The 26370-nt window shown below is 28.9% G+C and carries 26 protein-coding genes; 12 read left to right on the forward strand and 14 right to left on the reverse strand.

Going from position 1 to position 26370, the window contains the following annotated elements:
- Positions 1–3: 3 nt before the first annotated feature.
- The 6 genes from HMPREF2782_RS07275 to HMPREF2782_RS07300 all read left to right on the forward strand — a co-directional run bounded on the left by HMPREF2782_RS07275 (position 4) and on the right by HMPREF2782_RS07300 (position 5982).
- Positions 4–645, forward strand: a complete 642-nt coding sequence (locus HMPREF2782_RS07275; RefSeq protein WP_070641890.1) for a V-type ATP synthase subunit D — start codon at positions 4–6, stop codon at positions 643–645.
- Positions 646–738: 93 nt separating this feature from the next.
- Entirely contained in the window at positions 739–2073 is a 1335-nt protein-coding gene (locus tag HMPREF2782_RS07280) for a hemolysin family protein (protein ID WP_070641892.1), read from the forward strand.
- A gap of 209 nt (positions 2074–2282) precedes the next feature.
- Entirely contained in the window at positions 2283–2996 is a 714-nt protein-coding gene (locus HMPREF2782_RS07285) for a glycerophosphodiester phosphodiesterase (protein ID WP_070641893.1), read from the forward strand.
- A 16-nt stretch (positions 2997–3012) separates the two neighbouring features.
- Positions 3013–4359: an alanine/glycine:cation symporter family protein gene (locus tag HMPREF2782_RS07290; RefSeq protein WP_004839557.1), complete on the forward strand. Its 1347-nt coding sequence runs from the start codon at positions 3013–3015 to the stop codon at positions 4357–4359.
- A gap of 10 nt (positions 4360–4369) precedes the next feature.
- Positions 4370–5026 carry an MgtC/SapB family protein gene (locus HMPREF2782_RS07295; RefSeq protein WP_070641895.1) on the forward strand — a complete coding sequence of 219 codons (657 nt, stop codon included), beginning with the start codon at positions 4370–4372 and terminating at the stop codon, positions 5024–5026.
- A gap of 230 nt (positions 5027–5256) precedes the next feature.
- Positions 5257–5982 carry a putative ABC transporter permease gene (locus tag HMPREF2782_RS07300; RefSeq protein ID WP_070641897.1) on the forward strand — a complete coding sequence of 242 codons (726 nt, stop codon included), beginning with the start codon at positions 5257–5259 and terminating at the stop codon, positions 5980–5982.
- Positions 5983–6275: 293 nt separating this feature from the next.
- Here the strand turns inward: HMPREF2782_RS07300 and HMPREF2782_RS07305 are convergent, their stop codons facing one another.
- From HMPREF2782_RS07305 to HMPREF2782_RS07320, 4 genes are read right to left on the reverse strand one after another with little or no spacing between them, the layout of a single operon-like run.
- Positions 6276–8246 carry a hypothetical protein gene (locus tag HMPREF2782_RS07305; RefSeq protein ID WP_070641900.1) on the reverse strand — a complete coding sequence of 657 codons (1971 nt, stop codon included), beginning with the start codon at positions 8244–8246 and terminating at the stop codon, positions 6276–6278.
- A gap of 8 nt (positions 8247–8254) precedes the next feature.
- The gene (locus HMPREF2782_RS07310) at positions 8255–9046 is read right to left on the reverse strand and encodes a metal ABC transporter permease (RefSeq protein WP_004839545.1); all 792 of its coding nucleotides are present in this window, start codon (positions 9044–9046) and stop codon (positions 8255–8257) included.
- Entirely contained in the window at positions 9039–9722 is a 684-nt protein-coding gene (locus HMPREF2782_RS07315; protein ID WP_070641902.1) for a metal ABC transporter ATP-binding protein, read from the reverse strand. The genes HMPREF2782_RS07310 and HMPREF2782_RS07315 overlap by 8 nt, the downstream gene beginning before the upstream one ends.
- Entirely contained in the window at positions 9715–10647 is a 933-nt protein-coding gene (locus HMPREF2782_RS07320) for a metal ABC transporter solute-binding protein, Zn/Mn family (RefSeq protein ID WP_070641906.1), read from the reverse strand. The genes HMPREF2782_RS07315 and HMPREF2782_RS07320 overlap by 8 nt, the downstream gene beginning before the upstream one ends.
- 248 nt (positions 10648–10895) lie before the next feature.
- On the opposite strand from HMPREF2782_RS07320, the gene nagA reads away from it, so the two are divergent.
- Positions 10896–12023 (forward strand): N-acetylglucosamine-6-phosphate deacetylase, encoded by a 1128-nt coding sequence (gene nagA, locus HMPREF2782_RS07325; RefSeq protein ID WP_070641909.1) that lies wholly within the window; start codon positions 10896–10898, stop codon positions 12021–12023.
- A gap of 105 nt (positions 12024–12128) precedes the next feature.
- Here nagA and HMPREF2782_RS07330 read toward each other — a convergent pair whose 3' ends face one another.
- The 5 genes from HMPREF2782_RS07330 to HMPREF2782_RS07350 are packed head-to-tail and all read right to left on the reverse strand — an operon-like array spanning position 12129 to position 16384.
- On the reverse strand, positions 12129–13136 hold the full coding sequence (locus HMPREF2782_RS07330) for a Gfo/Idh/MocA family protein (protein WP_070641911.1): 1008 nt from the start codon (positions 13134–13136) through the stop codon (positions 12129–12131).
- Positions 13137–13145: 9 nt separating this feature from the next.
- Positions 13146–14507 carry a PTS transporter subunit IIC gene (locus tag HMPREF2782_RS07335; protein ID WP_070641914.1) on the reverse strand — a complete coding sequence of 454 codons (1362 nt, stop codon included), beginning with the start codon at positions 14505–14507 and terminating at the stop codon, positions 13146–13148.
- Positions 14508–14527: 20 nt separating this feature from the next.
- Positions 14528–14806 carry a PTS sugar transporter subunit IIB gene (locus HMPREF2782_RS07340; protein ID WP_070641916.1) on the reverse strand — a complete coding sequence of 93 codons (279 nt, stop codon included), beginning with the start codon at positions 14804–14806 and terminating at the stop codon, positions 14528–14530.
- A gap of 8 nt (positions 14807–14814) precedes the next feature.
- Positions 14815–15267 carry a PTS sugar transporter subunit IIA gene (locus HMPREF2782_RS07345; RefSeq protein ID WP_070605827.1) on the reverse strand — a complete coding sequence of 151 codons (453 nt, stop codon included), beginning with the start codon at positions 15265–15267 and terminating at the stop codon, positions 14815–14817.
- Between the two features lie 16 nt (positions 15268–15283).
- Positions 15284–16384, reverse strand: a complete 1101-nt coding sequence (locus tag HMPREF2782_RS07350; RefSeq protein WP_070641917.1) for an SIS domain-containing protein — start codon at positions 16382–16384, stop codon at positions 15284–15286.
- 227 nt (positions 16385–16611) lie between these two features.
- On the opposite strand from HMPREF2782_RS07350, the gene HMPREF2782_RS07355 reads away from it, so the two are divergent.
- Positions 16612–18516: a BglG family transcription antiterminator gene (locus HMPREF2782_RS07355; RefSeq protein WP_070641918.1), complete on the forward strand. Its 1905-nt coding sequence runs from the start codon at positions 16612–16614 to the stop codon at positions 18514–18516.
- Between the two features lie 202 nt (positions 18517–18718).
- Here HMPREF2782_RS07355 and HMPREF2782_RS07360 read toward each other — a convergent pair whose 3' ends face one another.
- Genes HMPREF2782_RS07360 through yajC form a run of 5 tightly spaced genes read right to left on the reverse strand, consistent with a single transcriptional unit; the run spans position 18719 to position 21725 of the window.
- The gene (locus tag HMPREF2782_RS07360) at positions 18719–19144 is read right to left on the reverse strand and encodes a PTS sugar transporter subunit IIA (protein ID WP_070641919.1); all 426 of its coding nucleotides are present in this window, start codon (positions 19142–19144) and stop codon (positions 18719–18721) included.
- Entirely contained in the window at positions 19144–20139 is a 996-nt protein-coding gene (locus HMPREF2782_RS07365) for a PTS system mannose/fructose/sorbose family transporter subunit IID (protein WP_019118794.1), read from the reverse strand. Before HMPREF2782_RS07365 ends, HMPREF2782_RS07360 begins: the two co-directional genes overlap by 1 nt.
- A complete protein-coding gene (locus tag HMPREF2782_RS07370) occupies positions 20129–20935 on the reverse strand; it encodes a PTS mannose/fructose/sorbose/N-acetylgalactosamine transporter subunit IIC (protein ID WP_070641921.1) in 807 nt (268 codons plus the stop codon). Before HMPREF2782_RS07370 ends, HMPREF2782_RS07365 begins: the two co-directional genes overlap by 11 nt.
- A gap of 18 nt (positions 20936–20953) precedes the next feature.
- Entirely contained in the window at positions 20954–21430 is a 477-nt protein-coding gene (gene agaV / locus HMPREF2782_RS07375) for a PTS N-acetylgalactosamine transporter subunit IIB (RefSeq protein WP_070641923.1), read from the reverse strand.
- Between the two features lie 19 nt (positions 21431–21449).
- Positions 21450–21725: a preprotein translocase subunit YajC gene (gene yajC, locus HMPREF2782_RS07380; RefSeq protein WP_004839537.1), complete on the reverse strand. Its 276-nt coding sequence runs from the start codon at positions 21723–21725 to the stop codon at positions 21450–21452.
- A 555-nt stretch (positions 21726–22280) separates the two neighbouring features.
- On the opposite strand from yajC, the gene HMPREF2782_RS07385 reads away from it, so the two are divergent.
- From HMPREF2782_RS07385 to HMPREF2782_RS07400, 4 genes are all read left to right on the forward strand, one after another.
- Positions 22281–23198: an N-acetylglucosamine kinase gene (locus HMPREF2782_RS07385; RefSeq protein ID WP_070641925.1), complete on the forward strand. Its 918-nt coding sequence runs from the start codon at positions 22281–22283 to the stop codon at positions 23196–23198.
- Entirely contained in the window at positions 23195–24130 is a 936-nt protein-coding gene (locus tag HMPREF2782_RS07390; RefSeq protein ID WP_070641927.1) for a hexose kinase, read from the forward strand. The genes HMPREF2782_RS07385 and HMPREF2782_RS07390 overlap by 4 nt, the downstream gene beginning before the upstream one ends.
- On the forward strand, positions 24127–25107 hold the full coding sequence (locus HMPREF2782_RS07395) for a tagatose 1,6-diphosphate aldolase (protein WP_070641929.1): 981 nt from the start codon (positions 24127–24129) through the stop codon (positions 25105–25107). The genes HMPREF2782_RS07390 and HMPREF2782_RS07395 overlap by 4 nt, the downstream gene beginning before the upstream one ends.
- 119 nt (positions 25108–25226) lie before the next feature.
- Positions 25227–26360, forward strand: coding sequence for an SIS domain-containing protein (locus HMPREF2782_RS07400; protein WP_070641931.1), 1134 nt, complete (start codon positions 25227–25229; stop codon positions 26358–26360).
- Positions 26361–26370 lie beyond the last annotated feature (10 nt).

The following is a 26370-nucleotide window of genomic DNA, read 5'->3' on the forward strand; positions in this document are numbered from 1 at the left end:
GCTATGACAAGGCTTAATGTAACTCCAACCAGGATGAATTTAAATACCCTAAAGAAAAGACTTGCCACATCCAAAAGAGGATATAAACTTTTAAAAGACAAACAAGATGAGCTAATGAGACAATTTCTTGAAAAAATCAGAGAAAATAAAAGACTTCGTGAAGAAGTTGAAGCTGATTTGAAAGATTCATCAAAAGGATTTTTGATGGCATCATCTTTTATGAGCCCAGAATTTTTGGAAGAAGCAGTAAGTTTTCCAACACAAAAAATTGGGGTTGATATAAAGGTAAAAAATGTCATGAGTGTAAGAATTCCACAAATGGAATTTAAAATTGACAAGGGAGGAAACGAAAATGCCTCCATGTATCCTTACGGACTTGCCCAAACATCAGCTGATTTGGACCTTGCCATAAAAGGATTAAATAAGGTTATGGATAAACTATTAACTTTGGCAGAACTTGAAAAATCAACTCAACTTATGGCAGATGAAATTGAAGGAACAAGAAGAAGGGTAAACGCCCTAGAATATAGGACAATTCCAGATTTGGAAGAAACAATAAAATATATTAGAGCTAAGCTAGAAGAAAATGAGAGAGCAACTATCTCAAGACTTATGAAAGTTAAAGATATTATATCCGAAGCCTAAGTCTTGAAAAGAGAAAATTTCATAGTTTAGTAATAAAGAAAAAAGGGACGTGTTAAGCGTCCTTTTAATAAATAAATTTTGAAGGAGAAACAAATGGATACGGAAGGACCCTACGCGAATTTAATAATTTTTTTAATAGTTTTGGCACTTATTTTATTAAATGCCTTGGTTAATATGATTTTTTCATCTTTAACTTCCCTAAATCATCAAAAATTAAGAGAGATGGTAGAAAATGGAGATAGTAAAGCTAAAGATGTTTTGATTTTATCTCAAGACCAACAAAGACTTATGCAAAGTCAAAATTTTCAAGACGGAGTTTTATCAATTATTACAATTGCCTTTCTTTTATTAAATATAAAAGATTCTTTGAAAAATTTTTTAAATAGAGAATCAGATTTTATGCAAATGCTTATAATGATTCTTATGGTAATTGTTTTTGTAGTTATAAAAAGAATTTTTGCAAATATGATTCCTCAAAGAATTGGAATTAGAAATCCCTATACTATTTCCAAAAAGACAAGAGGATTTGCAAAATTGATTTTATTTTTGACAAGGCCCTTTGTAAGTTTTATAAATAAAATTACAAATATCATTATGAATATTTTTGGAATTGAGTCTAAGGCTATTGAAAAAGAAGTTACGGCAGAGCAAATAAAATCCATTGTCCAAGTTGGAGAAGACCAAGGAGTTTTAAGACCATTAGAATCAAAAATGATTCATTCGATTATGGAATTTGACGACGTGTGGGCAGAGGAGATAATGACTGCAAGGCCTGAAGTATTTATGATCGATATAAAAGATAGGGAAAGAAAATACTTGGATGAATTTATTAAATTAAAACATTCAAGAATTCCAGTCTACGATGAAGAAGTCGATAATATTTTGGGGATAATTTATACCAAAGATTATCTCTTAGAGGCACTTGATGTGGGAATTGCAAGTGTTGATATTAGAAAATTAATAAAACCAGCCTTTTTTGTGCCAGAAAAAATTGAAATTGATAAATTATTTTCTCAAATGCAAAAAGATCACACTCACATGGCGATTTTGATAGATGAGTACGGTGGATTTTCGGGACTTGTCACTATGGAAGATTTGGTTGAAGAAATTGTTGGAGATATGGACGATACATTCGACAAGGACCTACCAGATATTAGAAGTTCAACCAAAGGTTCCTATATAGTAAAAGGTTCGACATCAATAAAAGATTTAAATGAATTTTTGGGACTAGATATTGATGAAGAAAACGACCAATACGACACAGTAGGTGGTTTTATAATCGATAAACTTGGCTTTATTCCAGATGAAGGCTGTGAAAAAGCGGTAATCTACAAAGATTACGAATTTAAAATTTTATATATTGAAGAAACTCGAATTAAAATTGTAAGAATTAAAAAAATAAAAAATCCTGATAAAATTTCGGATTAAAATAAAATTATAAAAAGTGAACCTATACAAGGCTAAGAAGTCTTTTGTATAGGTTCATTTATTTTTTTGTGTTTGAATAATGTTATTATATTTTTGATAACAAAGTATTGTCAAATAAAAACTAATATGCTATAATACAAAAGTAATTTTATATGATGGAGAAAAGCTCAGATTTGTTTCTGGGCTTTTTGCGTCTATAAGGAGGTTTTATGTTAAATTATGCACACAGGGGCTTTAAGGCAAAGTATCCAGAAAATACTATGCTTGCTTTTAGAAAAGCTCTAGATGCGGGAGCAGATGGCATTGAACTTGATGTTCATTTATCAAAAGATGGACATTTGGTTATAATACACGATGAAAATCTGCTGAGAACTTGTGGCTGTGACGTTTTTGTTAAGGATTTAAATTTAGAAGAATTAAAAAAACTAAATGCAGCCTATGGATATGACGGAATTGATGAGAAAATTCCTACTCTTCGAGAATATTTTGATTTTGTAAAGGATACTAATCTTATTACAAATATTGAAATTAAAAATGGCTTGATAGCTTATGATGGAATTGAAGAAAAATTATATGAGCTTATGAAAGAATATGAAGTTTGTGATAGGATAATTATTTCATCTTTTAATCATGAATCTGTTCTTAAAATGAAGGAAATCGATAGCACATTAAAATTAGGATTTTTGGAAGAATCTGTTTTGGCTAATCCTGTGAAATATTTAAAAGATAATGGAATTTTTTATTTTCATCCTTTGGTAAATACTGTTGACAAAGATCTTGTTTCAAAGCTTCATGATGAAGGAATTTTTGTAAATGCGTGGCTTTCTTCAAAACTTTCTTATAATTTGGAAGATTTTGTTGAAATGGGTTTTGATGGTCTTATTACTGACTTCCCTGATAGGGTTGATGAATTATTAAAATAATAAATAAGGAGATTTTATGCAGAATTTAGAACTATTTTTAGAAAAATTTAATAAGATATTGTGGGGAAATTGGCTTGTATTTGTATTGTTAGGCCTTGGTATACTTTATTCAATAGCAACAGGATTTGTACAAGTTAGACATTTTAAATTTATTATTCATAATACTTTGGTAAAAAGTTTTAAGGAAAGAAATATTGAAAAAAGAGAAGGTTCTTTGTCTACATTTCAAGCTATGATGGTAACTTTAGCTGGAAATATTGGTGGAGGAAATGTAGTTGGTGTAGCGACAGCAATTGTTGCTGGTGGATATGGTGCTATATTTTGGATGTGGCTTGCTGCATTTTTTGGAATGGCACTAAAATACGGAGAAATCGTTCTTTCACAAATTTATAGAGGAGAAGACGAAGACGGAAATATCTTATCAGGTCCAATGTATTACATAAGAGATGGATTAAAAGCTCCAGCTTTAGGAATTGTAATAGCAGTTTTGATGACTATAAAAATGATGGGAGCAAATCTTGTTCAATCAAATACAATTGCTACAATCCTTGCAGATAATTTTAAAGTCAATAATCTATTGACAGGAATTATTTTGACAATTTTATTATTTATGATAGCAATTGGAGGACTTAAAAGATTAGCAAAAGTTGCAACAAGCCTTGTACCTATTATGTCTATTCTTTATGTTGTATTATGTTTATTAGTTATAATTGTAAATATTAAAAACGTTCCTTTAGTTTTTAAGGCGATTTTTGATGGAGCATTTTCTTTCAAAGCTGCCGCAGGTGGTGTAGGCGGACTTGTTATAGCAAGAGCTATGCAATACGGTATAGCAAGAGGAATGTATTCAAACGAAGCAGGAGAAGGAACAGCACCATTTGCTCACGGTACAGCTATTGTAGATCATCCAGTAGAAGAAGGAATTACTGGAGTTACAGAAGTATTTTTAGATACAATAATTATTTGCTCACTTACAGCAATAACAATAGGAGTATCACAAATACCAATAGACGGAGAAACAATACAAGCATCAAACATGGCAATTAGTGCAATAGGAACAGTATTTAAACCCCTATCTTATGTAGCAATATTTGCACTATTGATATTTTGTTTTACAACCCTTATGGGACAATGGTTTAATGCCGCAAAATCATTTACCTATGCCTACGGAGAAAAATTTACAAGCAAAGTTAAATTCATTTATCCATTTCTTTGCATAGTAGGTTGTTTAGGAAAAATAACTATGGTTTGGACAATTCAAGATATAGCCATGGGACTTGTAATAATTCCAAATATCCTTGCCCTATTAGTTTTAGTAAAAGAAGTAAGAAAACAAACAAAAGATTTTTTCGAAAACAAGTAGGAAAAGCTAAATGGAAGACTTAGAATTTATAAAAATACTAATATTAAGATTATTTTTAGCTTGTTTAGTTGGTGTAATAATAGGTCTTGAGAGAGAATTTAAAGGAAAATTTGCAGGAATAAGAACACATACAATAGTAGCTTTGGGAGCAGCCCTTGCAATGATAGTTTCAAAATATGGCTTTTCAGATTCAAGCCATTACGATGCAGAAAGAATTGCAGCCCAAATAGTATCAGGTATAGGATTTCTCGGCGGAGGTCTTATATTTATAAAAAAAGATTATATATCAGGACTTACCACAGCGGCAGGAATATGGACTACAGCAATAATAGCCATGAGCATCGGCGCTGGAATGTATATTATAGGAATAAGCTCAAGCATATTAATATTAATTTTACAATTGTTTTTAAAAGAAGAATTTGGGATCTTTAGTTTTATAAAAAGGCCCTATACCATAGATATAGTTTTAGATAATCCTATGAGCATAGAAAAAATATATAAGTACTTCAAAAAAGAAAATATAAAATTCAGCGAAAAATCCATAAATTATAGAGATGATAAGCTGATATTAGAAGTACAATATCACAATAAAAACGAAAATGAGCTAATAGGAATTATAAATTTTTTGAGAGAAAACAGAAGGGTTTTTAAGTTTAGTTTGGATTAAACATTTAATAAAGTAGACGAAAAATTCCAAAAAAATCATAAGGTGAAAAGTTTACAAAACACTGCTAATTAAAATTAATAGTAGTGTTTTTTGTTTTGGTTTTTATTGTTTCTAATATTTTTTTATAATAAAACTATAAAATAAATTTCAAAAAATTTCTTTCGTTTTATTTTTTTGCTAAATCGCTTATAATATTAGTAAAAGATTTAGGAATTAGGGATAGGTGGTTTATGGTAATTAATAGGTATATAGTTTTTTATTTTTTCTTTTCCGTTTTGGGTTGGATTTGGGAAAGTATTTATTGCACTGCTCAAAATCAAAAATGGCAAAATAGGGGGTTTTTGTATGGACCTCTTTGTCCGATTTATGGTTTTGGTTCAATTTTTGCTCTTTTTGCTTATGATTTGGTAAATGGTGGAGTCTTGGAAAGACTTTCTTCGCTTCAAATTTTTGTTGTGGGTTTTATTGTTTCCATGATTTTGGAATATCCTACTTCCTATATTCTTGAGAAATTATTTCATGCAAGATGGTGGGATTATACGGATGTGCCTTTGAATTTAAATGGAAGAACTTCTGTGCCAACTTCTGTTGGTTTTGGTCTTGCTGGAATTTTGGTTATGAATTATTTGATTCCTATGGCAGAGAATTTGTATTTGCTCTTGCCGGAAATTTTTGTAATAATTTTGCCTTTTATTTTGATTGGAATACATTCATCAGATTTAACTCTCACAGTAATAAACTTAACTAACTTCCAAAAAGAATTAGATGAAATTGAAGAAAACTTCCAAGAAAAAATGACTCAAAGAGTGGATAGTTTCTACAGAAAGAAAAAAATGTACAGTCCAAAAGCTCTTAGAAGGGTTGTTTCCTTTAGGATGAGTGAATCAAGAAATAAAATTGCTGAAAGAATTTTAAAGGGAATAGAAAAAATCGAAGAGGAAAGAAAAAAATCATAGAATATTTTTAAAAAACAGGTTGATTTGACCTATCCCATATAATTTGGGAGTAAGCTAAGATCAGCCTGTTTTTTATTTCTTTTCAATGTTGATTAGGAAAAATTAAATTTATATGATTTTTTATAGTTAATAAAAACTAGCTATCTTGATAAATGTCTGCCCTCTTTGATGGATTTGGCAGAAAGAGGGCATTTTATGGGTCATAGCTATGAATTTTAAATATGTGCAAGTGTATTAACAAAATCAATCTGGATAAGTGTTATATTTTTATAGTTTAAATTTTTCTAAGTATTTTAATGATTATTTTCGCTAGTGGTTGGATTTTCTTTTTTTATTTCTTCTGTTGGATTTATCTCTTTTGATTGATTTGTATTTGTTTGGTCTTTTTCCTTTTTGTTTTCTGGGCTATTTGACTTATCGTTGTTGTTATTTTTTTCTTCTTTGCTATTTTCGTTTTTTTCAATATTTTCTATTTTTTTATTTTCGGTAATTTCTTTTGTTTCAATTTCTTCTTTATTTTCTTCTTTTATTGTTTCTTTTTTGATTGAAACTTTTGGTAAATCTTTTTTGTAGGTAATTTTTCCATTTTTCATTTCAAAATCTCTTGTATAGAAGTTTAGGGTTTGATCTTGTATGAATACTTGAACTATTGAATCTCCTATATTTAAAATATCTGATGAGTCTACTTTATAGTGGTTTTTCAAGAATTCTTTTATATCTTCGATTTTTATTTTTGATTTGTATTCTAGGTTTGTGTTTGGGTTTTCTATTTTGTATTTTATTGTTTTTACAACATCTTTGGCTGTGTATGGACCAAATTTTTTGTCTTTTTGCATTTGGATGATTTGTTTTATTGTTTTTGCATGATAATGATTTTGATGATGCCAATAAAAAATATTTTCTCTTACTCCGTTTGACCCATATACTGCTTCATTTTCTGGAAGATTTCCAAAATGTGTAAATTTTGATAGGTCGCCTTCAAGGTATGGAATTACTCCTTCTATTAATTCGGCTCTTATATCTTTATATTCGAAAATTTCATCGTCTGATACGGCAATATCATCGCTTTCGTTTTTTTCTACTATATATTCTGCGTCTGGATAAATATGTCTTGGATTTTCTTTTACTACTCCAACTTCTTCATCGCCTCTGTACAAATGCCAGTGATCTTTGTGATCGATTATTTTGGTAATTCCTTTTGGCCATTTTCCATCTTTATTTTCATCTTTTTTATCTTTTGGTGGCTTAACTTCAGGATTATTTTTTTCTGGTTTTTTGTTTTCTGTATGATTTTTATTTCCATATTCGCCAAAGTATGCCTTAGGGAATAAATCTTTTGGATTTGTGTAGGTTATTGCCTCTCTATTTTTTGAATCATAAATGTGGTAGTGGTCATTGTGAACAAGAATTTTTACTATGTCATACCTGTTTATAGTTCCCTTTCCTAAGATTGGAATTAATTTTAAATTTTTTATTTTCTCAAGTCTATCTTTTTCCTTGCTTGATGAATTTTCGTTTTTATTATTTTTATTTTTTCTATTGTTTTTCGAATTGTTTCCTGCATTTGCAAGTTTTTTATTTGTTTTGGTATTTTGGTTTGAATGATTTCCAGTATATATTCCAATTTTTATGTGTGGATAAGAAGTGCTTGGATTTGAATATGAAATATATTCGTTTCCATTTGCTGTATAGATATGCCAATGATCGCCGTGTTGTAATATTTTTACAACCTTATCTCCTGATAGTTTTTGCGAATTGTTTGTTTTGTTTTTTGCTTGACTTGTAGGATTTGTGCTATGGTTTCCTGTGTATGTTCCGATTTTTATATTTGGGAAAAGCCCTGATGGATTTTCGTATGTTAAATATTCGCCACCATCTTTTGTATAAACGTGCCAGTGATCGCCATGTTTTTTTATGGCAATAACATTTTTGTTTTTTAATTTGTTTGTATCGACTACATCTACAAGATCAACTCCTCCATCTTTTCCAAAATCTTTTGGATCTTTGTAAGAGATGTGTTCTTTGCCGTCTTTTGTAAAAATATGCCAATGGTCGCCGTGTTTTACAACTTTGACTATGTCATCTTTTTTAATTTCTGAATCGACCAAAACTTCTGTAGTATTGTCTTCTTTTATTTTTTGTTCTGTTTTTACGCTTGCTTTTTTTTCTTTTTTGTCTTGGATTTTTTCGTTATTTTTATTAAAACATGAAGTCAAAACGAAAGATGTTGCCAAAGCAAGGGCAATTATTTTTTTATTTTTCATATAATCTCCTATTTTTTTATTAAAAGTACTAAAATCAAACTAAATACCGCTATTAAAACTACAACTGAACCAGGTCTTAGGTTAAAAATATAAGAAAGCATAAGTCCTGCAAATACAAAAACCAAGGAAAAAATTATGGAAAGGATTAAGCTATTTTTGTAAGATTTGCAAATTTGTATTGCCATAATTGATGGAATAACCAAAAGTGAGGAAACTATCAAAGAGCCAATTGTTTTTGCAGAAATTGCTACAGCTATCGCTGTCAAAAAACTTATTGTAAAATTCAATAGCTTAACTCTAAGGCCCAAAATTTGAGAAGAATTTGGATCAAAAAGCAAAAGGTAAAAATCATTGTAAAAATGAAAATAAATTATTAAAAAGCAAAGACTTAAACCAATTAACAAATAAAATTCTTCTTGAGAAATTGTAACAATTGAGCCAAAAAGATATGAACAAATAGCATTTGCACTTGCGGATAAATCAGCCATAATTCCAGCAATTCCAATTGATGCTGCTAGTATAATTACTGTTGAAACTTCTTGGTAATTTTTTAATTTATTTCTAATAATTTCTATAGAAAAAGCAGCAAATATACAAAAAATCATAGCCGAAAGAATTGGGCTTATGCCAAATGCAAGACCTATGCTAAGACCTGCCAAAGATGAATGGGATAGAGTATCCCCAATCATCGAAAGTCTTTTTATCAGAACTAATTGACCAATACAAGGAAGGATAATAGCAATTAAAGCTCCAGCCACAAAGGCCTTTTGCATAAAATCATATTCAAAAATATTAAACATAAAAATCTCCCAAACTTTCCTTTAATTTATTTTTGTCGATTTTCCTAATTTTCTTATCAGACAAATGAAAAACTTCATCAGAAAAAATAGATGCAAGTTTATAATCGTGGCTAATCATCAAAATAGTTTTTCCGTTGTTTGTTAAATTTTTCAAACGCTCATAAAAATCCCTAGAAAATTTCATATCTATAGCAGCCGTAGGCTCATCCAAAATAAGCAGCTTTGCATCTTTTATAAAAGCTAAAATCAAAGCCAGTCGTTGGATTTGTCCTCCAGACAAATCAGAAAGAGCATGATTTTTCACATCAAGCAAATCAAAATCTTTCAAGAGCTTATCAATATCGTAAGATTTATTCAAAAATTTTATGTGGTTTTGAATAACTTCCTTAACATTTGTTGGAAAAAGTTTATAAGATTGAACAGAAGTTTGAGAAATGTAAGCTAAATCTTTGTAGTGATTAGACTTTTCTATCAAATCAGAAAAAATTTTAATCTCTCCCCTATAATCCTTTAATTGATTTAAAATTAAACGGATAAGAGTTGTTTTTCCAGCGCCATTTTCACCAATTATCAAGGCGAATTTTCCTTTTTCAACCTGCATAGATAAATTTTCCAAAATATTTTCATTTTCATAAGAAAAACTTAAATTATTAATCTCTATTGCAAACTTATTCATAAAAAGACTCTTTCAAGGCTTCTAAATTTTTTTCCATCAATTTCAAATAACCCATTTCAGCTTCCTCTTTAGTCAAATTTTCCATAGTATATAAAGTCGACGTTTTTGTATTCGTAGATTTTGCCAAAGTTTCAGCAACTTTTGGGGTAGCCTTTCCTTCAAAAAATATTGTAGAAATATCATGTTTTTTCACAAAATCAGCTATAGTTTTAAGTTGCTTAGCAGAAGGCTCATCCTCAGGAGATATTCCTGTAACTGCGACTTGTTTTAAATTATAATCATCAGCCAAATAATTAAAAGCAGCATGAGAAACAACAAAATACCTCTTATTTTCATCAACATTTTTAAGCTCATCAGCAAATTTTTTGTCTAATTGCTTGAATTTTGCAATGTTTTCATCAAGATTTTTCTTGTAGAAATTTTTATTTTTAGGATCAATTTCAACAACTTTTTCATAAATATCCTCAAGCTCAGTCATGGCATTTTTTATAGATAGCCAAGTGTGAGGATTTACCTTATCCTTTGAAACTTTTCCATCCTTTGCTGAAGAAAGTAAAGTTAAATTTTTAGAAAGATCAACAAATTTTTCCTTATTATCAGAAGAATTTTTTAAATCATCAATGAAAGTTTCCATAGAAGCTCCGTTATAAATTACCAAATCAGCCTTGATAATATTTTTAATATCTTCAGTTTTTAGCTCAAAAGAATGAGGCTCTTGGCTTTTATCAATAATAGATTTGACAATAAATTTATCGCCAACAATTCTTTTTGTAAGCTCCTCCACAGGAAAAAAGCTTGTATAAATTAATTTCTTATTAGAAGAATCTTCTTTTTTTGAAATATTTTCTTTTTGACATCCCCCAAATAAAAAAATAAATCCAAAAATTAAAAAAACCGCCAATAAATTTGTTTTTTTGTGTTTCATATAATCTCCTTTCTTGCAAATGATTCGCATTATAATATTTTTAATTCTACTACAGAAAAAAAATAAATGCAAATGATTTGCAATAAAAATATTAAATATTTGATTTTAAAATTTACAAATATTTTTCAAAATTTATCAAAAAAAATTTCATGATATTTTTGAAAAGTTTTTTGTAAAACTTATAAAAAAATAAATTGAAAAAATTATTCATTTCGGTATTGTAAAAGTAGAAAAGAAAAGGAGAATTTATGATTTACAAAGCAGATTATGTAATACTAGAAGACAAAATTGAAAAAGATTTATTTGTAGAAGTGGAAGATGGAAAGGTAAAATCACTTTCCAAAAATGAGCCAGAAAATTTTACTTATTTGGAAGGAATTTTGGCTCCAGGACTTGTGGATACCCACATTCACGGCTACAAAAATGAGGATATAATGAATGCCAAAAAAGGAGCATTGGATATAATTTCTCAAGGTTTGCTTGAAACAGGTGTTACATCATTTTTGCCAACAACTCTTACAGATTCAACTGAAAGATTAAATGAAGCTGTAAAAGTTGTGGGAGAAGAATATAAGGATGTAAAGGGTGCAAAAGTTAGGGGAATATTTTTGGAAGGCCCATTTTTTACAGAAAAATATAAGGGAGCCCAAAATGAAAAATATATGTCCGATCCTGATATAGAAAAATTGAAAAAATGGAAAGAATTATCAGATGGACTTATAAATAAAATTGCCATTGCTCCAGAAAGAGCCGGATCACAAGAATTTATAAAAAAAGCAAATGCCATGGGAGTTTATGTTGCCCTAGGCCACTCCGATGCATCTTATGATGAAGCAATAAAAGCTGTAGAAGATGGAGCAAATATATTTGTTCACACTTTTAACGGAATGAGCGGACTTCATCACAGAAATCCTGGTATGGTAGGAGCAGCTATGAATTCAGATGCGATTTCAGAATTAATTTGCGATGGTCATCACGTAAATCCAGCAGCAGCAGAAATTTTAATAAATAAAAAAGGCTATGACAAAATTGCCCTAATAACAGATTGCATGATGGCAGGAGGAATGCCAGAAGGATCATATAAATTAGGAGAATTTCCAGTAAAAGTAGAAAATGGAACAGCAAGATTAGAATCAGGATCATTAGCAGGCTCAATTTTAAAATTAAAAGAAGCAGTTCAAAATGTAGTAAATTGGGATATAGTAGATGTATTTGAAGCAGTACAAATGGCATCATTAGTACCAGCAAAATCCGTAGGAATAGATAATGTATGCGGAAAAATAAAACAAGGCTACGATGCAGATTTTATATTATTAGATTACGATTTAAATTTAAAAGCAACCTATTTAAATGGGGAGAAAAAATACTCAATTTAATAAAAAAATTAATATCTCCCGCACATCATAATAAATTTTATGATATGTGGGAGATATTTTAATTGGAAAACAACAATTTTAAAGTGGATAACTTTATACTTAAATCTATAAGTTTATAACTTCTCCACTTTCGATAGATTTATGAATAGCTTCTGCAACTTGGGTTGCCTTGATACCATCTTCTAGTAAGGATCTATAATTTTTTCCATATTCTACAGTGTAAATGAAATCAATCATAGGCTCAAGACCAAAACCTGAAACCTCCTTTTTCTCAAAATTCATAAAAATATAATTAGGCAAGGATTCTTTATTTTGATCATAAGTTTTAAGTCCTCTATAGGATTCATTTTTAAAATATTGCTTTTCTGTAAGGATTATAAGTTGTCCATCATTTGATTTTGGAAAAGAATTTGGAAGAGTCCAAGAATTTTCTAAAGTCCAATTTGATCCGTCCTCAAAATTTAGAATAGCAGATATAGAATCGTAAGAATCTATATCTTTAGATTTTAAAATTTTTTTTGTTCCTCTAGCATATACTGACTTAACTTCAGAGCCTGTTATATATCTCATCAAATCTATACAATGGATTCCAACAAACCAGGTTGGGGATGATTTATCTGCCCAATTAAACCATTTAGTTGGAACATCTATTACATCATCAAGTGACATATATCCTCTAATAACTGTATCATTTTCGGCTAATATCTTATTTCTTATTGCATTGTATGCTGGATCCCATCTTTTATGAAAATCAATATAAATATTTACATTATTTTCTTTTGCTAATTTTTCAATTTCTTTTGCTTGCTCTACACTTGTAGTTACTGGTTTTTCGCAAAAAATATGTTTAACTCCAGCTTTTATTGCATCTTTTAATGGTTCAAAGTGATATGGGTCTGGAGTACAAATTGATATAGCATCAAGTTTTTCTTTTTCTATCATTTCTTTTACAGAAAGATAACCATCTAAGCCATATTTGTTTTTTGCTTTTTCCAAAGTTTTTTTATCCATGTCACATATAACTAATTTATTAACTTCTTTTAAACTTTTAAAAGTTAATATATGATATGTTCCATAAATTCCTGCTCCTACAATTCCCAAATTAATTGACATTTCTTCCTCCTAGACCAAATTGTTTTTCTTTAAGTATTGTTTGTTTATATATAAAGCCACAGCATCAATACCTAGAAGTAAAGCAATTCCTATTACTTTCATAGAAGCAAGTTTTGTAGGAATGAAGATAAATAAGTTACCTAATGCCATAGTAGTTGCTTGTTGATTTTGACTTACCAAATCTAATCCTTGTTTTATAGACATTTGATTAAATAATGGCGCAGCCCAAGTGGAAATCCATAAAACTAATGGAATAAATAAAATACCTGAAACGAAAGTTCTTCTTTTGTTTGCTCTATGAACGATTGTAGCAAAACAAACATAGAAAGCTGCAAAAGGAACTTCACCAAGTGGTAAGGTTCTATTTCCTGGAAGAACAGCTGCCAATATCATAAAAATTGGGATCATAACAACTCCAACACTTTGTGTTAATGTGTGACCTATTGTTACAGCGGAGTCAAGACCTATGCTAAGAGTTCTTCCCTTAAAATTTTTAGCAAAAAAGGATTGAGCTTGACCAGAAATTGGCATAAGACCTTGAACGATTAAATTAACCATTGTTGGATATAATTTTAGTATAGCGGCAGTTTTTATTGAAACATCTAGAATACCCTTTACATTATATTGAGCTGAAATTCCAAATATTAATCCCATCAACAGACCTAAGAATAGAGGATCTCCAAAGACTGTAGATATTAAAGAAAATAATTTGTTATCTTTCTCCTCTTCAAACTCATCTTCATCTTTAAAATCAAAGAAAGGTATTTTATCGTATATTTTATCAAGTAGCATAAATAAAGGTGCTGATGCTGCCGCGAAACCATGTGGTATAGAAACACCCTCAATACCTATAACCTCTTCAGTTTTTTTGGCGTTTAGATCTGCAAAAACATATCCTAAAACAGCATGGCTTACTGCTGCTATTATAGAAAATATTGCACTTTTTGTTAATCCATATACAAATCCTGCTGTGATACAGTAATACCAGAAATTATAAATATCGACATTTACTGTATTTGTGAATTTTCCAGCGACTAATAATATATTTACAATTACAATCACAAGTATAATTATTGCTGATAAAGAAAAACCAAATCCTGTTGCGGCTGCAGGTCCTCCGCCTATATCAATTGCTGAAAGATTTAAGTTAAATCTTTTAACAAAAGCATCAATTACAGGAGATAGAGAATCTGCTACCAAGCCTCCTACGATACTAACACCAATTAATCCTATTCCTACAGTTGCTCCCGATTTAATTGCATCGAGTAGTTTAAGACCAAAAATAAGTCCTAATAACATCATTAGTATTGGAACAAATATATATGATCCTAGATCCACTATATAGGCCAATGCATTTTGTAAAAATTCCATAAATTTCTCCTTTTATTTTATTATTTTAAAGCATCTACTATTTCCTTTTCAGTCTTATCTTGATTTATTCCTGATAAAAATGAGCTTCCTTGAACAACTTGAGTTTTGTATTTTTTTTGATCAACTTTCATTGTGGTTATAAAAAGATCTGACTTATTATCATAACCAGGTAATTCTGAAAGTCTTGTTTGAATAATATTAGCTTTAATTTTGTTCTTTTTTAAAATATCTTCAACTTTCATCTTTACCATTGTTGATGTAGCAACACCTGCACCACAAGCTATAACTACTGTTTTCATAAAATTACCTATTTAATCCCTTCTTTGTTAAAAAAATCTATTATTTCTTCCTCACTAACTAAATTCTTTAAATATTCTATTTTTTTTGAGTCTGTAAAAAGTGTAAATAGTTTTTGTAGCATTTCAATTTGGTTATTTCCACCTTTTATAAGCATCATAATAACTATCTTCACATCAACATCTTCGGACCCATCCATGTTTTCAAAACTTACTGAATTTTTTAAAGTAAGAATAGAGAGTTTTTCTTCTTTTATATGGATAGAATCAGTATGGGGAATTGCAATACCACATACTGAAGTTTTTAGTCCAGTTGGATAATTTTTTTCTCTATCTACTAGACCTTTTAAAAAACTATCTTTTACATATCCAAGATTAATTAAATTTTCGTTTAAGAACTTGAAAATCTCCATTCTATTATTAAAATTTTGTTCAGTAAATATTAAATCTTTTTCTAAAAGCATATTTACTTATACCTCACTATTCAAAAGGATGGACTATTACACCTTTTACCACTCTATTTACTGTTCCAGATTCTGAAGGATTGTCTACATCATTGTCTATTTTTATAGCTGTTTTATAGGCGAATAATTGACCTAAAATTAAATATACAATAGACAAATAAGCATCTGGAATATTGTTTTCTATATTAAAGGATAAGTTACTTTCTTTGAACCTAGAGCTTCCTATTCCTACAAGTTTTTTAACGATTTTTTCAGACTTCATTTCATTAATAATATCTATATCGTATTTTGCTGTGTAATCGTCATTTGATATATAGTTAAAAACTATAGTTTTTTCATCTAAAAATGATTTTGGACCATGTCTAAATCCTGCTGATGAATCGTGTAAAGTTGCTATTTTTCCTGCTGTTAATTCTAAAATTTTGAGGCTTGCTTCAGTAGTCATATATGATAAAGCTCCACTTCCTAAATAGACTACTCTGTTAAAATCTTCTTTTACAATATTTTCTATAATTTCATCATAGGATAAAGATTTATTTCCAAGTTTAATTATTTCTTCTAAGATGCTTTCATTAAAGTTTTTATCAAAAATAATTAATGCAGCAAGAAGCATTGATGTAGCAGAACTTGTCATCGCAAAGCCTTTATCATTTGTTCTATCATCAAGAATTACTGCAAGGGCATTTTTTTCGTTTTTAGCATCTTTTGCTAAATTTCCGTCTTTTGAACAAGTTATAAACAAGTGTCTTATATCAGATATAAGTTGATTTGCAAGATTGACGCTTGCAAGCGATTCAGGTGAATTCCCACTTCTTGCAAAATTTACTAAAAGTGTGGGCTCATCAATCAAATAGTCTTTAGGATTTGACATTATTGATGGAGATGGATATGAATAAAATTCAAATTTTCCATAGCTTGTTTTGTTTAAATAATTTGCTATTACATCACCTATATAGTTTGATGTTCCTCCACCTGTAAAAATAACTCTTACTTTTTTTTCTGAAAAATTTATAAAGTTATAAATTTTTTCTTTTTGTGCTTTAATGATTTCAAAAGTTTTTTTCCACATTTCCGGTTGTTGATAAATTTCTTTTAATGTAACATATTCTCTAGACATATTATTCCTTTCTTAAAACTAAATTTTAAACCGCGGATATCGTTTTTAACAAAAAATAATTTTATTAATTGTTTAAATATATGATATTATAAATATTTATAATTGTCGTTGTAAAACATTTCCATAAGTGGAGGGTGCTTGTAAACTTTATCTGTATATTCAATTAATTTAGCTAATGCTATAATTTATTTAAAGAAGTAGAGATTATAAAATTTTGAGGTGGTTATGTGAGAGAAAGTAGAATAAAAAAAATATTTGAAATTCTAACCGAAGATTTTAAACCATATACTGCCAAAGATTTGGCGACTTTGATAGATTATAGCTCAAAAACAATTAGGGATGATATTAAGCAACTTAATAATTTACTTTTTGATAATGGAGCATATATTGAATCAAAATCTGGAGTTGGATATAAATTTGTAATAAATGATAAAGAAAAATTTTCTATTTTTATCCAAGATATATGGCCTAAATATGCTATAGAAGATGAAATGAATTCACAAGACTATAGAATAAACTATATTGCAGTTAAATTAATAATGAAATGTGATTATATTAAATCAGATGACTTTTTAGATGAACTTTATATAAGCAAATCACAACTTAATATGGACCTTAAAATTTTAAAAGAAAAATTATCTGCTTACAGATTGAAAATAGTTTCTAAACCTCATTATGGAATGAAAATCATAGGATCAGAAATAAATATTAGAAAATTTTTGGCTAATAACATTGATGGTCTTATATCAAAAGAGGATTACGAAACTTTATCTAAAATCACAGATTTTTCAATTGACACAATTCATTCTATTGAAAGTATGGTTTTCAAAACTTTTAAAAAATATAACTTTGTTACTAATCTTGTAAAATATAATAATTTTCTAATTTATTTGATTATAAGTTTATATAGAGTTAGTGAAAAAAGAGAGATTGAAGAGATAGATAATGACAATATAAAATCTAAAAACAAGGAAATTAGTAAAGTTAGCTTAGAAATTTATAATGAGATTTGTAGGCTTTATAAGATAAAATTCAATGAAGCTGAACTGTTTTATATAGATATAAATTTATCAACAAATACAGATTCTATAAATACCAATGATTTAAAATTAGAAAAATTAATAGATTATATTCTAGAAAAAATAAAAATAGCTATGAATATTAATTTAGTTGATAATGTAAATTTAAAGTCATCGCTAAATGCACATTTAGGGCCTATGATCGAAAGAGGAAAAATCGGTATAAAACTTAAAAATCCGCTATTAGAAGATATAAAAAAAGATCATATTGCTTTGGAATGTGCAAAAATTAGTAAATATTATATTCAAAAAAAATACAAAATAAATATAGATGAAGATGAGTTAGGATATATTGCCTTGCATTTTAGTGCGGCTATTGCTGAAAAGAGGGAGAATTTAAATAAAAAGAATGTTCTTTTGGTTTGTGCTAGTGGCAAAGCTACAGCAAAAGTTTTAAAATATAGATTTTTACACGAATTTTCCAAATATATAAATATTCTAGATACTAGCGATTATCTGAAATTAAAAGAAATTAATATAAAAAAATATAATTTAATAGTAACAACTATTCCTTTGGATTTATATACAGATATTCCAGTTGTAGAAGTAAGTGCATACCTATATAAAAAAGATATTAGCCAAATATTAAGGATACTGAAAAATAAAAATATTTTTGATAACATTAAATGTTTATTTGATAGAGAATTATTTTTTAATATTAAAGAAAATTGTAACCACAAAGATATATTAGATTTTTTATCGAAAAAAGTGAATAAAAGAACGGGGATCGATTCCAAAATTTATTATAAAGAATTAATAGATAGAGAAGAATTAGCCTCTACATGTTTTGAAAATAAAGTTGCAATCCCTCATCCTCTCAATTCAGTATGCAATGAAAATTTTATATCTGTACTTATAAATAAAAATTCTATAAAATGGAAAAATCAAAAAGTTAATATTGTTATTTTAATAAACATAAATGAATTAATAGACAATGAAATAGTAGAAAACTTTTATAAGATTTTAAGTGAATATTTAACAAATAATGATAAAATATTAAAATCAATGCAAGCTGAAAATCTAGAGGAGTTTCTAAAAGAATTTTTAAATTAATAATTTGTATAACAAAAACAGAATAGTATCAATAAGATAATCCTCTTTAAGAGTAACTTCCTACAAACAAAAACAGGTGTTAGCATTTATTTTGCTAACACCTATTTTTTTGAAAATATTTTAATAAATTTACGCGCTTATTAAAATTTTAAGACAATATTATAACTAGGTTTTAAAATATTAATTAAAGTTGATGTAATTTTTATATTCCATCTTCAAAATTATCGTCTTCAATTTCGTTTTCGTTTTTGTATTGTATTACTGATTCTCTTCCGATATTAATTATTTCTTCAACGCTATCATCAAGATTTCCAGAAGAATTTAAAGCTTGATAAAGACTTGCAAAATTTAAACCTGCTATAACTCTTACGTTTGGAAGATCTCCCAAAGTCATTACAGCTCTATTAAATGGAGTTCCTCCTGCAAGATCGGCAAGAACTATAACATTATCATAATCTTTTAATGATTTGTAATTTTCTTTTAATTTTTGGTCAAATTCATCAAGATTATCATTTTCTTTAAATTCTTGTATTTTTAAATTTTCAAATTCTCCTGCAATCATCTTAACAGCGGAATAAACTCCGCTGGCAAGAGATGCATGACTTGTTGCTATAACTGCATTAGCCATTAAAATACTCCAATATAGGCACCAGCTACACCGAGGATTAATAAGAAGGCAATACATTTAATTGGAGTCCATTTTTTCTTTGTCAATAAGAAAAATAGCAACAAAGTTATAGCTAGGGGTACAAGATCTGGAATTATTCCATCTAAAACTTCTTGAATTTTAACTTTAACAGGTTGTTCTTCGTAAGTGTTAAATTCGATTTCGGATTTTCCATTTCCTAAATCTCTTATAACTGCTCCATCATTTAATTCTTTTTTATCTTTGTCTTTATATAATAATTCGTCATATTCTGATAACTCATCGTTATTAACAACTGTATCTACTAGAACAGGTGCATTTGTTGTACCATTATCTACTTCAAGTGCTATTGAAGTATCGCCATATACGCTTACTAAAGCTCCTACAACCAATACTCCAAGAATTGATGCTGCTCTAGTAAATTCTTTAGCGTTTTGCGTCAAAACATCAATGGCAGATTCGCCCATCCTATATGACCAATTCATCAACCAAAATCTTATAGCAAATTGGCATATATTAAATACTACAAAGAAAAGTATAGGACCTGCAATTGAGCCCTGCAAGGCCATGTTTGAAGAAATACCTGCAACGATTGGTACAAGGGTAAACCAGAATAAGGCATCTCCTATTCCTCCCAAAGGTCCCATGGCTGCAACTCTTACGGCTCTTATTGTTGGAATTTCTACTTTATTTTCTTCTAGTGAAAGGATAATTCCCATAACAAATGTTATAAGGAAAGGATGGGTATTAAAAAATTCTAGGTTGTGAGCCATTGATTTAGAAAGGTCATCCTTATTTGTGTGAATTTTTTCAAGACCTGGCAAAATTGAATATAACCATCCACCAGCTTGCATTCTTTCGTAGTTAAATGATGCTTGAAGAAATAATGATCTCCATACCATCTTATTTAATGTTTTTTGATCTAGTTTTTGACTAGGATTGGTATCTTTATAAGAATTCATATCATTATATTCCATCTTCTTCTCCTCCTTCAAAATTTGCAGATGCACTTACATTTTTTAATCCTACATGAACTTGGTAATCCCAGAAAGCAAGTGCAAATCCTATTAATGAAATTATTAATAGAGCTGAACCAGATAGGGATTCGTTAGCCATTACAATAACTGCAAGGGCAAATCCGATAAAGAAAAATCCCCAAAGATCTCTTGAAACCATAAGTCTTAATAAAACTGCAAAACCTACAAATTTCATCATACCACCAGCAACTCCAAGACCGTGCATTAGAGTTTCTGGAATCATAGCTGCAAGTTTAGCACCGAATGAAGATCCTGCTATAAAGAATAAAACTACTATAATACCAAAAATACTTCCCAAAAGAATCATTGCGAAATAATTGATTTTTTCGATTCCTTTAGGGTCTGCATCTTTTGCATATTGATCAGCTTTTGCCATAACTGGACTCATCAAAGTAAATATAATTGTAACACCATATTGACCTAAAAGTGCAAAAGGAATTGCTGCAGCTACTGCTGCATTAGGTTCAAGACCTGATGTTACGGCAAAAATAACAGAAACTATTCCGCCTATAACTGCATTTGGAGGTTGAGCTCCACCTATAGGCATATTTCCTATTGTCATTAATTGATAAGTTGCCCCAACTATAAGTCCTGTGTGCATATCTCCCAAGATAGCTCCTATAACAGGACCTGTAATTATAGGTTGATATAATGATTCTAGGAAAGAGAATTGGTCAATAGCTACTACAAAAGTAACTAGAAAAATTAAAATTATTTGTAATATATTAAAGTTCATACAATCCTCCTAGATATTTTATGAAAATAATTTATTAATGTCTTCTGCTGATTCAGTAGGTACCTTTCTAATTTCTAGATTGACACCTTTTTCTTTAAGTTTTTTAAAAGCCTCAACGTCGCTGTCGTCAACAGCAACAACTCCTGCAACTTGTCTTTTGCCTTCAGCCATGTGCATATTTCCTATATTAAGATCTTTAATAGGAACACCGCCTTCAACAAGTGTTAGAACGTCTTTTGGGCTTTCACATATTATGAAAATTTTTTGCCTATCAGCAGCCTTGTGTATAGTATCAATTGTCTTTTGAAGAGTCCAAAACCTAGTAGCAACACCATTAGGAGCAGCCATAGTCATAAGATTTTGTCTCATTTTATTATTTGCTACATCATCATTTGCAACAAGAATAAGATTTGCGCCAATAACCTTTGTCCATTGAGTAGCAACTTGTCCGTGTAATAGTCTATTGTCTATTCTAGTTAGAACAATATTAGGCATAATAAAACTTCCTTTCAAATTAATTTAGTATTTCACTAATAGAGTAACGGCTAACTTTAATTTCAACATCCTTGGCAATTTTGATGATAGCATAATCTTCTTTCAAAGAAACAATTTTTCCATAAATACCATCAGTCAACATAACTTCCTTGCCAGGTTTAAGATTTTTGTGTAAGCTTTCAAAATATTTCTTTTTCTTTTTTAGATTTCTGTGGCTTAATATTTGACTGATTAGTACAAAAATAGCTATAAAAATCAATAAAACCAAGGATGTCCTTGCTATTTCACCTAACATAATCCTCCTTTCTTAAATTATCGAAATAATTTTAAAAATTTTTAGAAACATTTTCCCGAATTTTAAAAAAATTATTCTCTAAATTTGAAATATAATTGCCAAAATTTTAAAGTGAGAAAAATTTTATAAAAATAGGATATTTTCTAGAAAACCAGAAAAATAAATCAAAATATTTATCTGGTAATTACCATTATTTTATATAAAATTAATTGATATGTCAAGAATTAATTAAAAAAATAATTTTAAAAGCTAATTTAAGCATAAAAAAGTCAAAGCAAACTAATAAAAAAACAAATTACAATAATAAAAATCCAATCAAAAATTATTCTTACAAGAAAAATAAATTTTTCAAATTAAAGAAAACGATAAATTGAAAAAAAGAAATTATAAAAATTTTTAATGGTTAGAAAATTTTAATTTGAGATTTTTATAATTAAAAATTATTTTTAAATCCTGAATTTAAATTTATTTCCTTGACCTTGGTCTTTATTTTATATATACTAATATTAGCAATGGTAGTTACCAATGAAAAACTTTTAAAAAGGATGGTATCATATGAGAGAAGTTTTTTTGGGGATTGATGGCGGTGGAACAAAAACGGCTTTTGTTCTTGAAGTTAATAAAAAATTATATGAGCACAAGGAAAAAACTATTCACTTAAAGCAAATTTCTAGAGATGAATTTTTTAAAAGATTAAAAAATGGAATTGAAATTTTAGTAAAAAAGGCTGGAATAGAAATTTCTGATATTGATTTTACTTTTTTGGCTATGCCGGGCTTTGGTCAATTTAAGGAAGATGAATCTTTTATTCTTGAAAGTCTTGAAAAAAATTTGGGCTCTAAAAATTTCAAAGTTGGAAATGATTGTTTAAATGGTTGGGCAGGCTCTTTGAATGCGAATGCTGGTATTAATTTGGTTCTTGGAACTGGCTCAATTGGTTTTGGTGTTGATAATAATGGAAACAGTATGATGTGTGGTGGCTGGGGACCTTTGCTTGGAGATGAGGCTAGTGGATATTATATTGGTCTTAAAATTTTAAATATTTTTACAAAAATTTCTGATGGTAGATATGAAAAAAGTCCGATTTATGATCTATTGAAAAATGAATTGGAAATCTCTGATGATTTTGAAATAATTACTTTGGCGAATAATATGCAAAGAGATGAGCTTGCAAGTCTTTCTAAAATTTTTTCTAAGGCAATTGATGAAAATGATATTTATGCTTTAAATCTTTTGGATGATGTTGCAAAAGAGTCTAGCCTTGTTATAAATACTCTTATCAAAAAATTGGATTTTAAAGGTGCTGTTAAGGTTTCATATTCTGGTGGCGTTTTTAATTTGGGTCAAAGATTGCTTGATAAGATTGAACAATATGCTGATGATAGGGTGGAGATTGTAGAGCCTTTTGCAAATCCTTCTATTGGTTCTTTGATTTTGGCAAAAAAATTTTATGAAAAAGGAGAGATGATTTGATTTTAAGTATAACGGCAAATCCTTCTGTTGATATTTCATATAATATTGAAAATCTCAAAATTGATGATGTTAATAGGGTTGAGCTTGTAAATAAAGATGCAGGTGGCAAGGGCATTCATGTTTCTTATGTTTTGAATGAATTGGGAGAAAATGTAATAAATTCTGGTTTTGTTGGTGGAAAACTTGGGGAATTTATTGAAAAAAGGCTTGATGAAAGAAAAATATCCCATGATTTTATTAAACTTGATGATGAAACTAGAAATTGTATTGCGATAATTCATGATAATAAGCAAACAGAAATTCTAGAAAAAGGTCCAAAGATTGGCTTGGAAAAGGAAAAAGAATTTTTGGCTCATCTTGAAAAATTATCAAAAAATATTGAAATAATAAATATATCTGGTTCTTTGCCAAAAGGTCTTGATGCAAGTTTTTATCAAAAAATTATAAAATTTGCAAAAGAAAATAAAATATTTGTATCGCTTGATACATCTGGCAATACTTTGAAAGAAATTGTTAGAGGAAAAATCAAACCTGATTTAATAAAGCCGAATGAAACAGAAATAAAAGATATTATTGAAAAAGATTTTCCAAAAAATGAAGAGGAAATAAGAAAAATATTTGAAAAATCTCCACTTAAAGATATTCCTTATGTAATTATTTCTCAAGGAAAAGATGGGGCTATATTTAAAATAAAAAATAAAATTTACAAAGCGAAAGTTCCAAAGGTTAAAGCTATAAATCCTGTTGGAAGTGGCGATTCGACCTTGGCTGGAGCCTTATCTGCAATTTTTAATAAAGAAGATGATGAAGATTTTATAAAAAAATCAATGACTTGTGGACTTTTGAATGTTCTAAATGAGGAAATTGCCCACATAAATATAAATGATTTTGATAAATACAAAGAAAAAATAGAAATTAAGGAGTTAATATGAAAATTTCAAAAGAAAAATTAGAAAATCTAAAAAAATTAGCAAATGAAGATGGAGTAATAGCAGCTCTTGCCATAGACCAAAGAGGTTCTATGGAAAAAATGATGAATAAAGCAAATGAATCATTGAATAATGTTGAAGGAATTTCTGAATTTAAAAGACAAGTTTCAAAAGAGCTTACTCCTTTTTCATCATCAATTTTGTTAGATCCAATTTATGGAAAAACTGCTATTGATGCAAAAGATGAAAATGCGGGTTTGATTATAAGCTACGAGCAAACTGGATATGATGAATATGAAGTAGGCAGACTTCCTAAATTAATTGATTTTATGTCAGGACTTAGGGCAAAAGAAATGGGAGCAAACGCATTAAAAGTTCTCTTGTATTATGATGTTGACGAAGATGAGAAAATAAATGATGTAAAAAAAGCTTGGGTTGAAAGAGTTGGCTATGAGGCAGAAGGCTTAGGACTTCCATATTTTTTGGAAATTGTAACTTATGATTATACACTTGATAATGAAAAAGATGAAAAATATGCAAAAGTTAGACCAAAAAAAGTAATTGAAGCTATGAAAGAATTTGATAATCCTAAGTATAAGGTCGATGTTTTGAAAGTAGAAACACCAGTTAATATGAATTTTGTAGAAGGCTATGGGGAAAATTTTGTTTATAGCAAAGACCAAGCTAAGAAATTTTTTAAAGACCAAGCTGATGCAACAAGTATTCCATTTATATTCTTATCAGGTGGAGTAAGCGCAGAACTTTTCAAAGAAACTTTGGTTTTTGCCAAAGAAGCAGGCTCAAATTTCAATGGAGTTTTGTGCGGTAGAGCTACATGGAAAGATTGCGTTGATATATATGCAAAAGATACAGAAAAATCAAAACAATGGCTTAAAGAACAAGGAAAAGAAAATATTCAAAGCTTAAATGAAGTTTTAAAAGAAACAGCTGTTTCAATATTTGAAAAAATTGAAAAATAAAAATTTGAAAAATAAATTAAGATAATTATTAATAAATCAATTAAATTGGTCTTGAATAAAGTACCAGAGAAGATATAATATTATTTATATGATGGTTACTACCAATGAAGGAGGGCGTAATGCTTTTAGATGAAAGTAAGTTGGAAGAAAAAGATTTTAAATACACTTACACAGAAATTTTAAATCAAGCAGATACATGGCTTGAAGTTTATAATTTATACGAAAAAAGAAAAAATGATATAGAAAATTTTTTAAAAAAAGTTGGCAAAGATTGTAAGGTTATTTTTACAGGGGCAGGAACAAGTGAATACGTTGGAAACATTGCCCTTGATTATTTGAAAACTCATGGAGAATTTGAATTCGAATCAGTTGCAACAACAGATTTGGTTTCAGCTCCTTACCTACATTTTGAAAAAAATAAAAAAACACTTTTGGTTTCTTTTGCAAGAAGTGGGAATTCCCCAGAATCTCTTGCAGCTGTAAAACTGGGCAAGCAAATCGTAGATGATTTTTATAATTTGCCTATAACTTGTGCAAAAGAAGGAAAACTTGCTCAAGCTTTGAAAGATGATGAAAATTCTTATGTATTTTTGGAACCAGAAATAACAAATGATAAAGGATTTGCTATGACAAATTCATTTTCATCAATGTTGCTTGCGACTTTATTGATTTTTGATACAAAAACACAAAATAAAAAAGAAATCGTAGAAAAAATTTCAAAACTTGGAAAAGAAATTTATAATAACTTGGAAGAAATTGAAAATTTAGTAAATTTTGATTTTAATAGGGTTGTATATCTTGGATCAGGTCCTTTGGGAAAATTAACAAAAGAAGCAAGATTAAAAATTCTAGAATTAACAGCTGGAGAAGTAGCAACAATTTGGGAATCATCAATGGGATTTAGGCACGGTCCAAAATCATTTGTTGATGAAAATACTCTTGTAATTTCTTTTGTTTCATCAAATCCTTACACAAGATTATATGATTTAGATATTTTAGATGAAATAGCAAATGATAAAATAGCAAAAAAAATAATAGGAATTTCAAATTCAAAATTAGATAGGGATTATGAGTTGATATTTGAAGAGGATGGATTAGATGATGTATATCTTTGCCCTGCCTATATAATTATTGGACAAATAATTGCCTTAGTAACCAGCCTTAGAGTAGGAAATACTCCAGATAATCCATCAAGAACACACACAGTAAACAGGGTTGTAAAGGGCGTTACAATCCACGATTATAAAAATTAAGGAGAATAAA

The organism is Anaerococcus sp. HMSC068A02 (assembly GCF_001811125.1).
Classification (GTDB): domain Bacteria; phylum Bacillota; class Clostridia; order Tissierellales; family Peptoniphilaceae; genus Anaerococcus; species Anaerococcus vaginalis_C.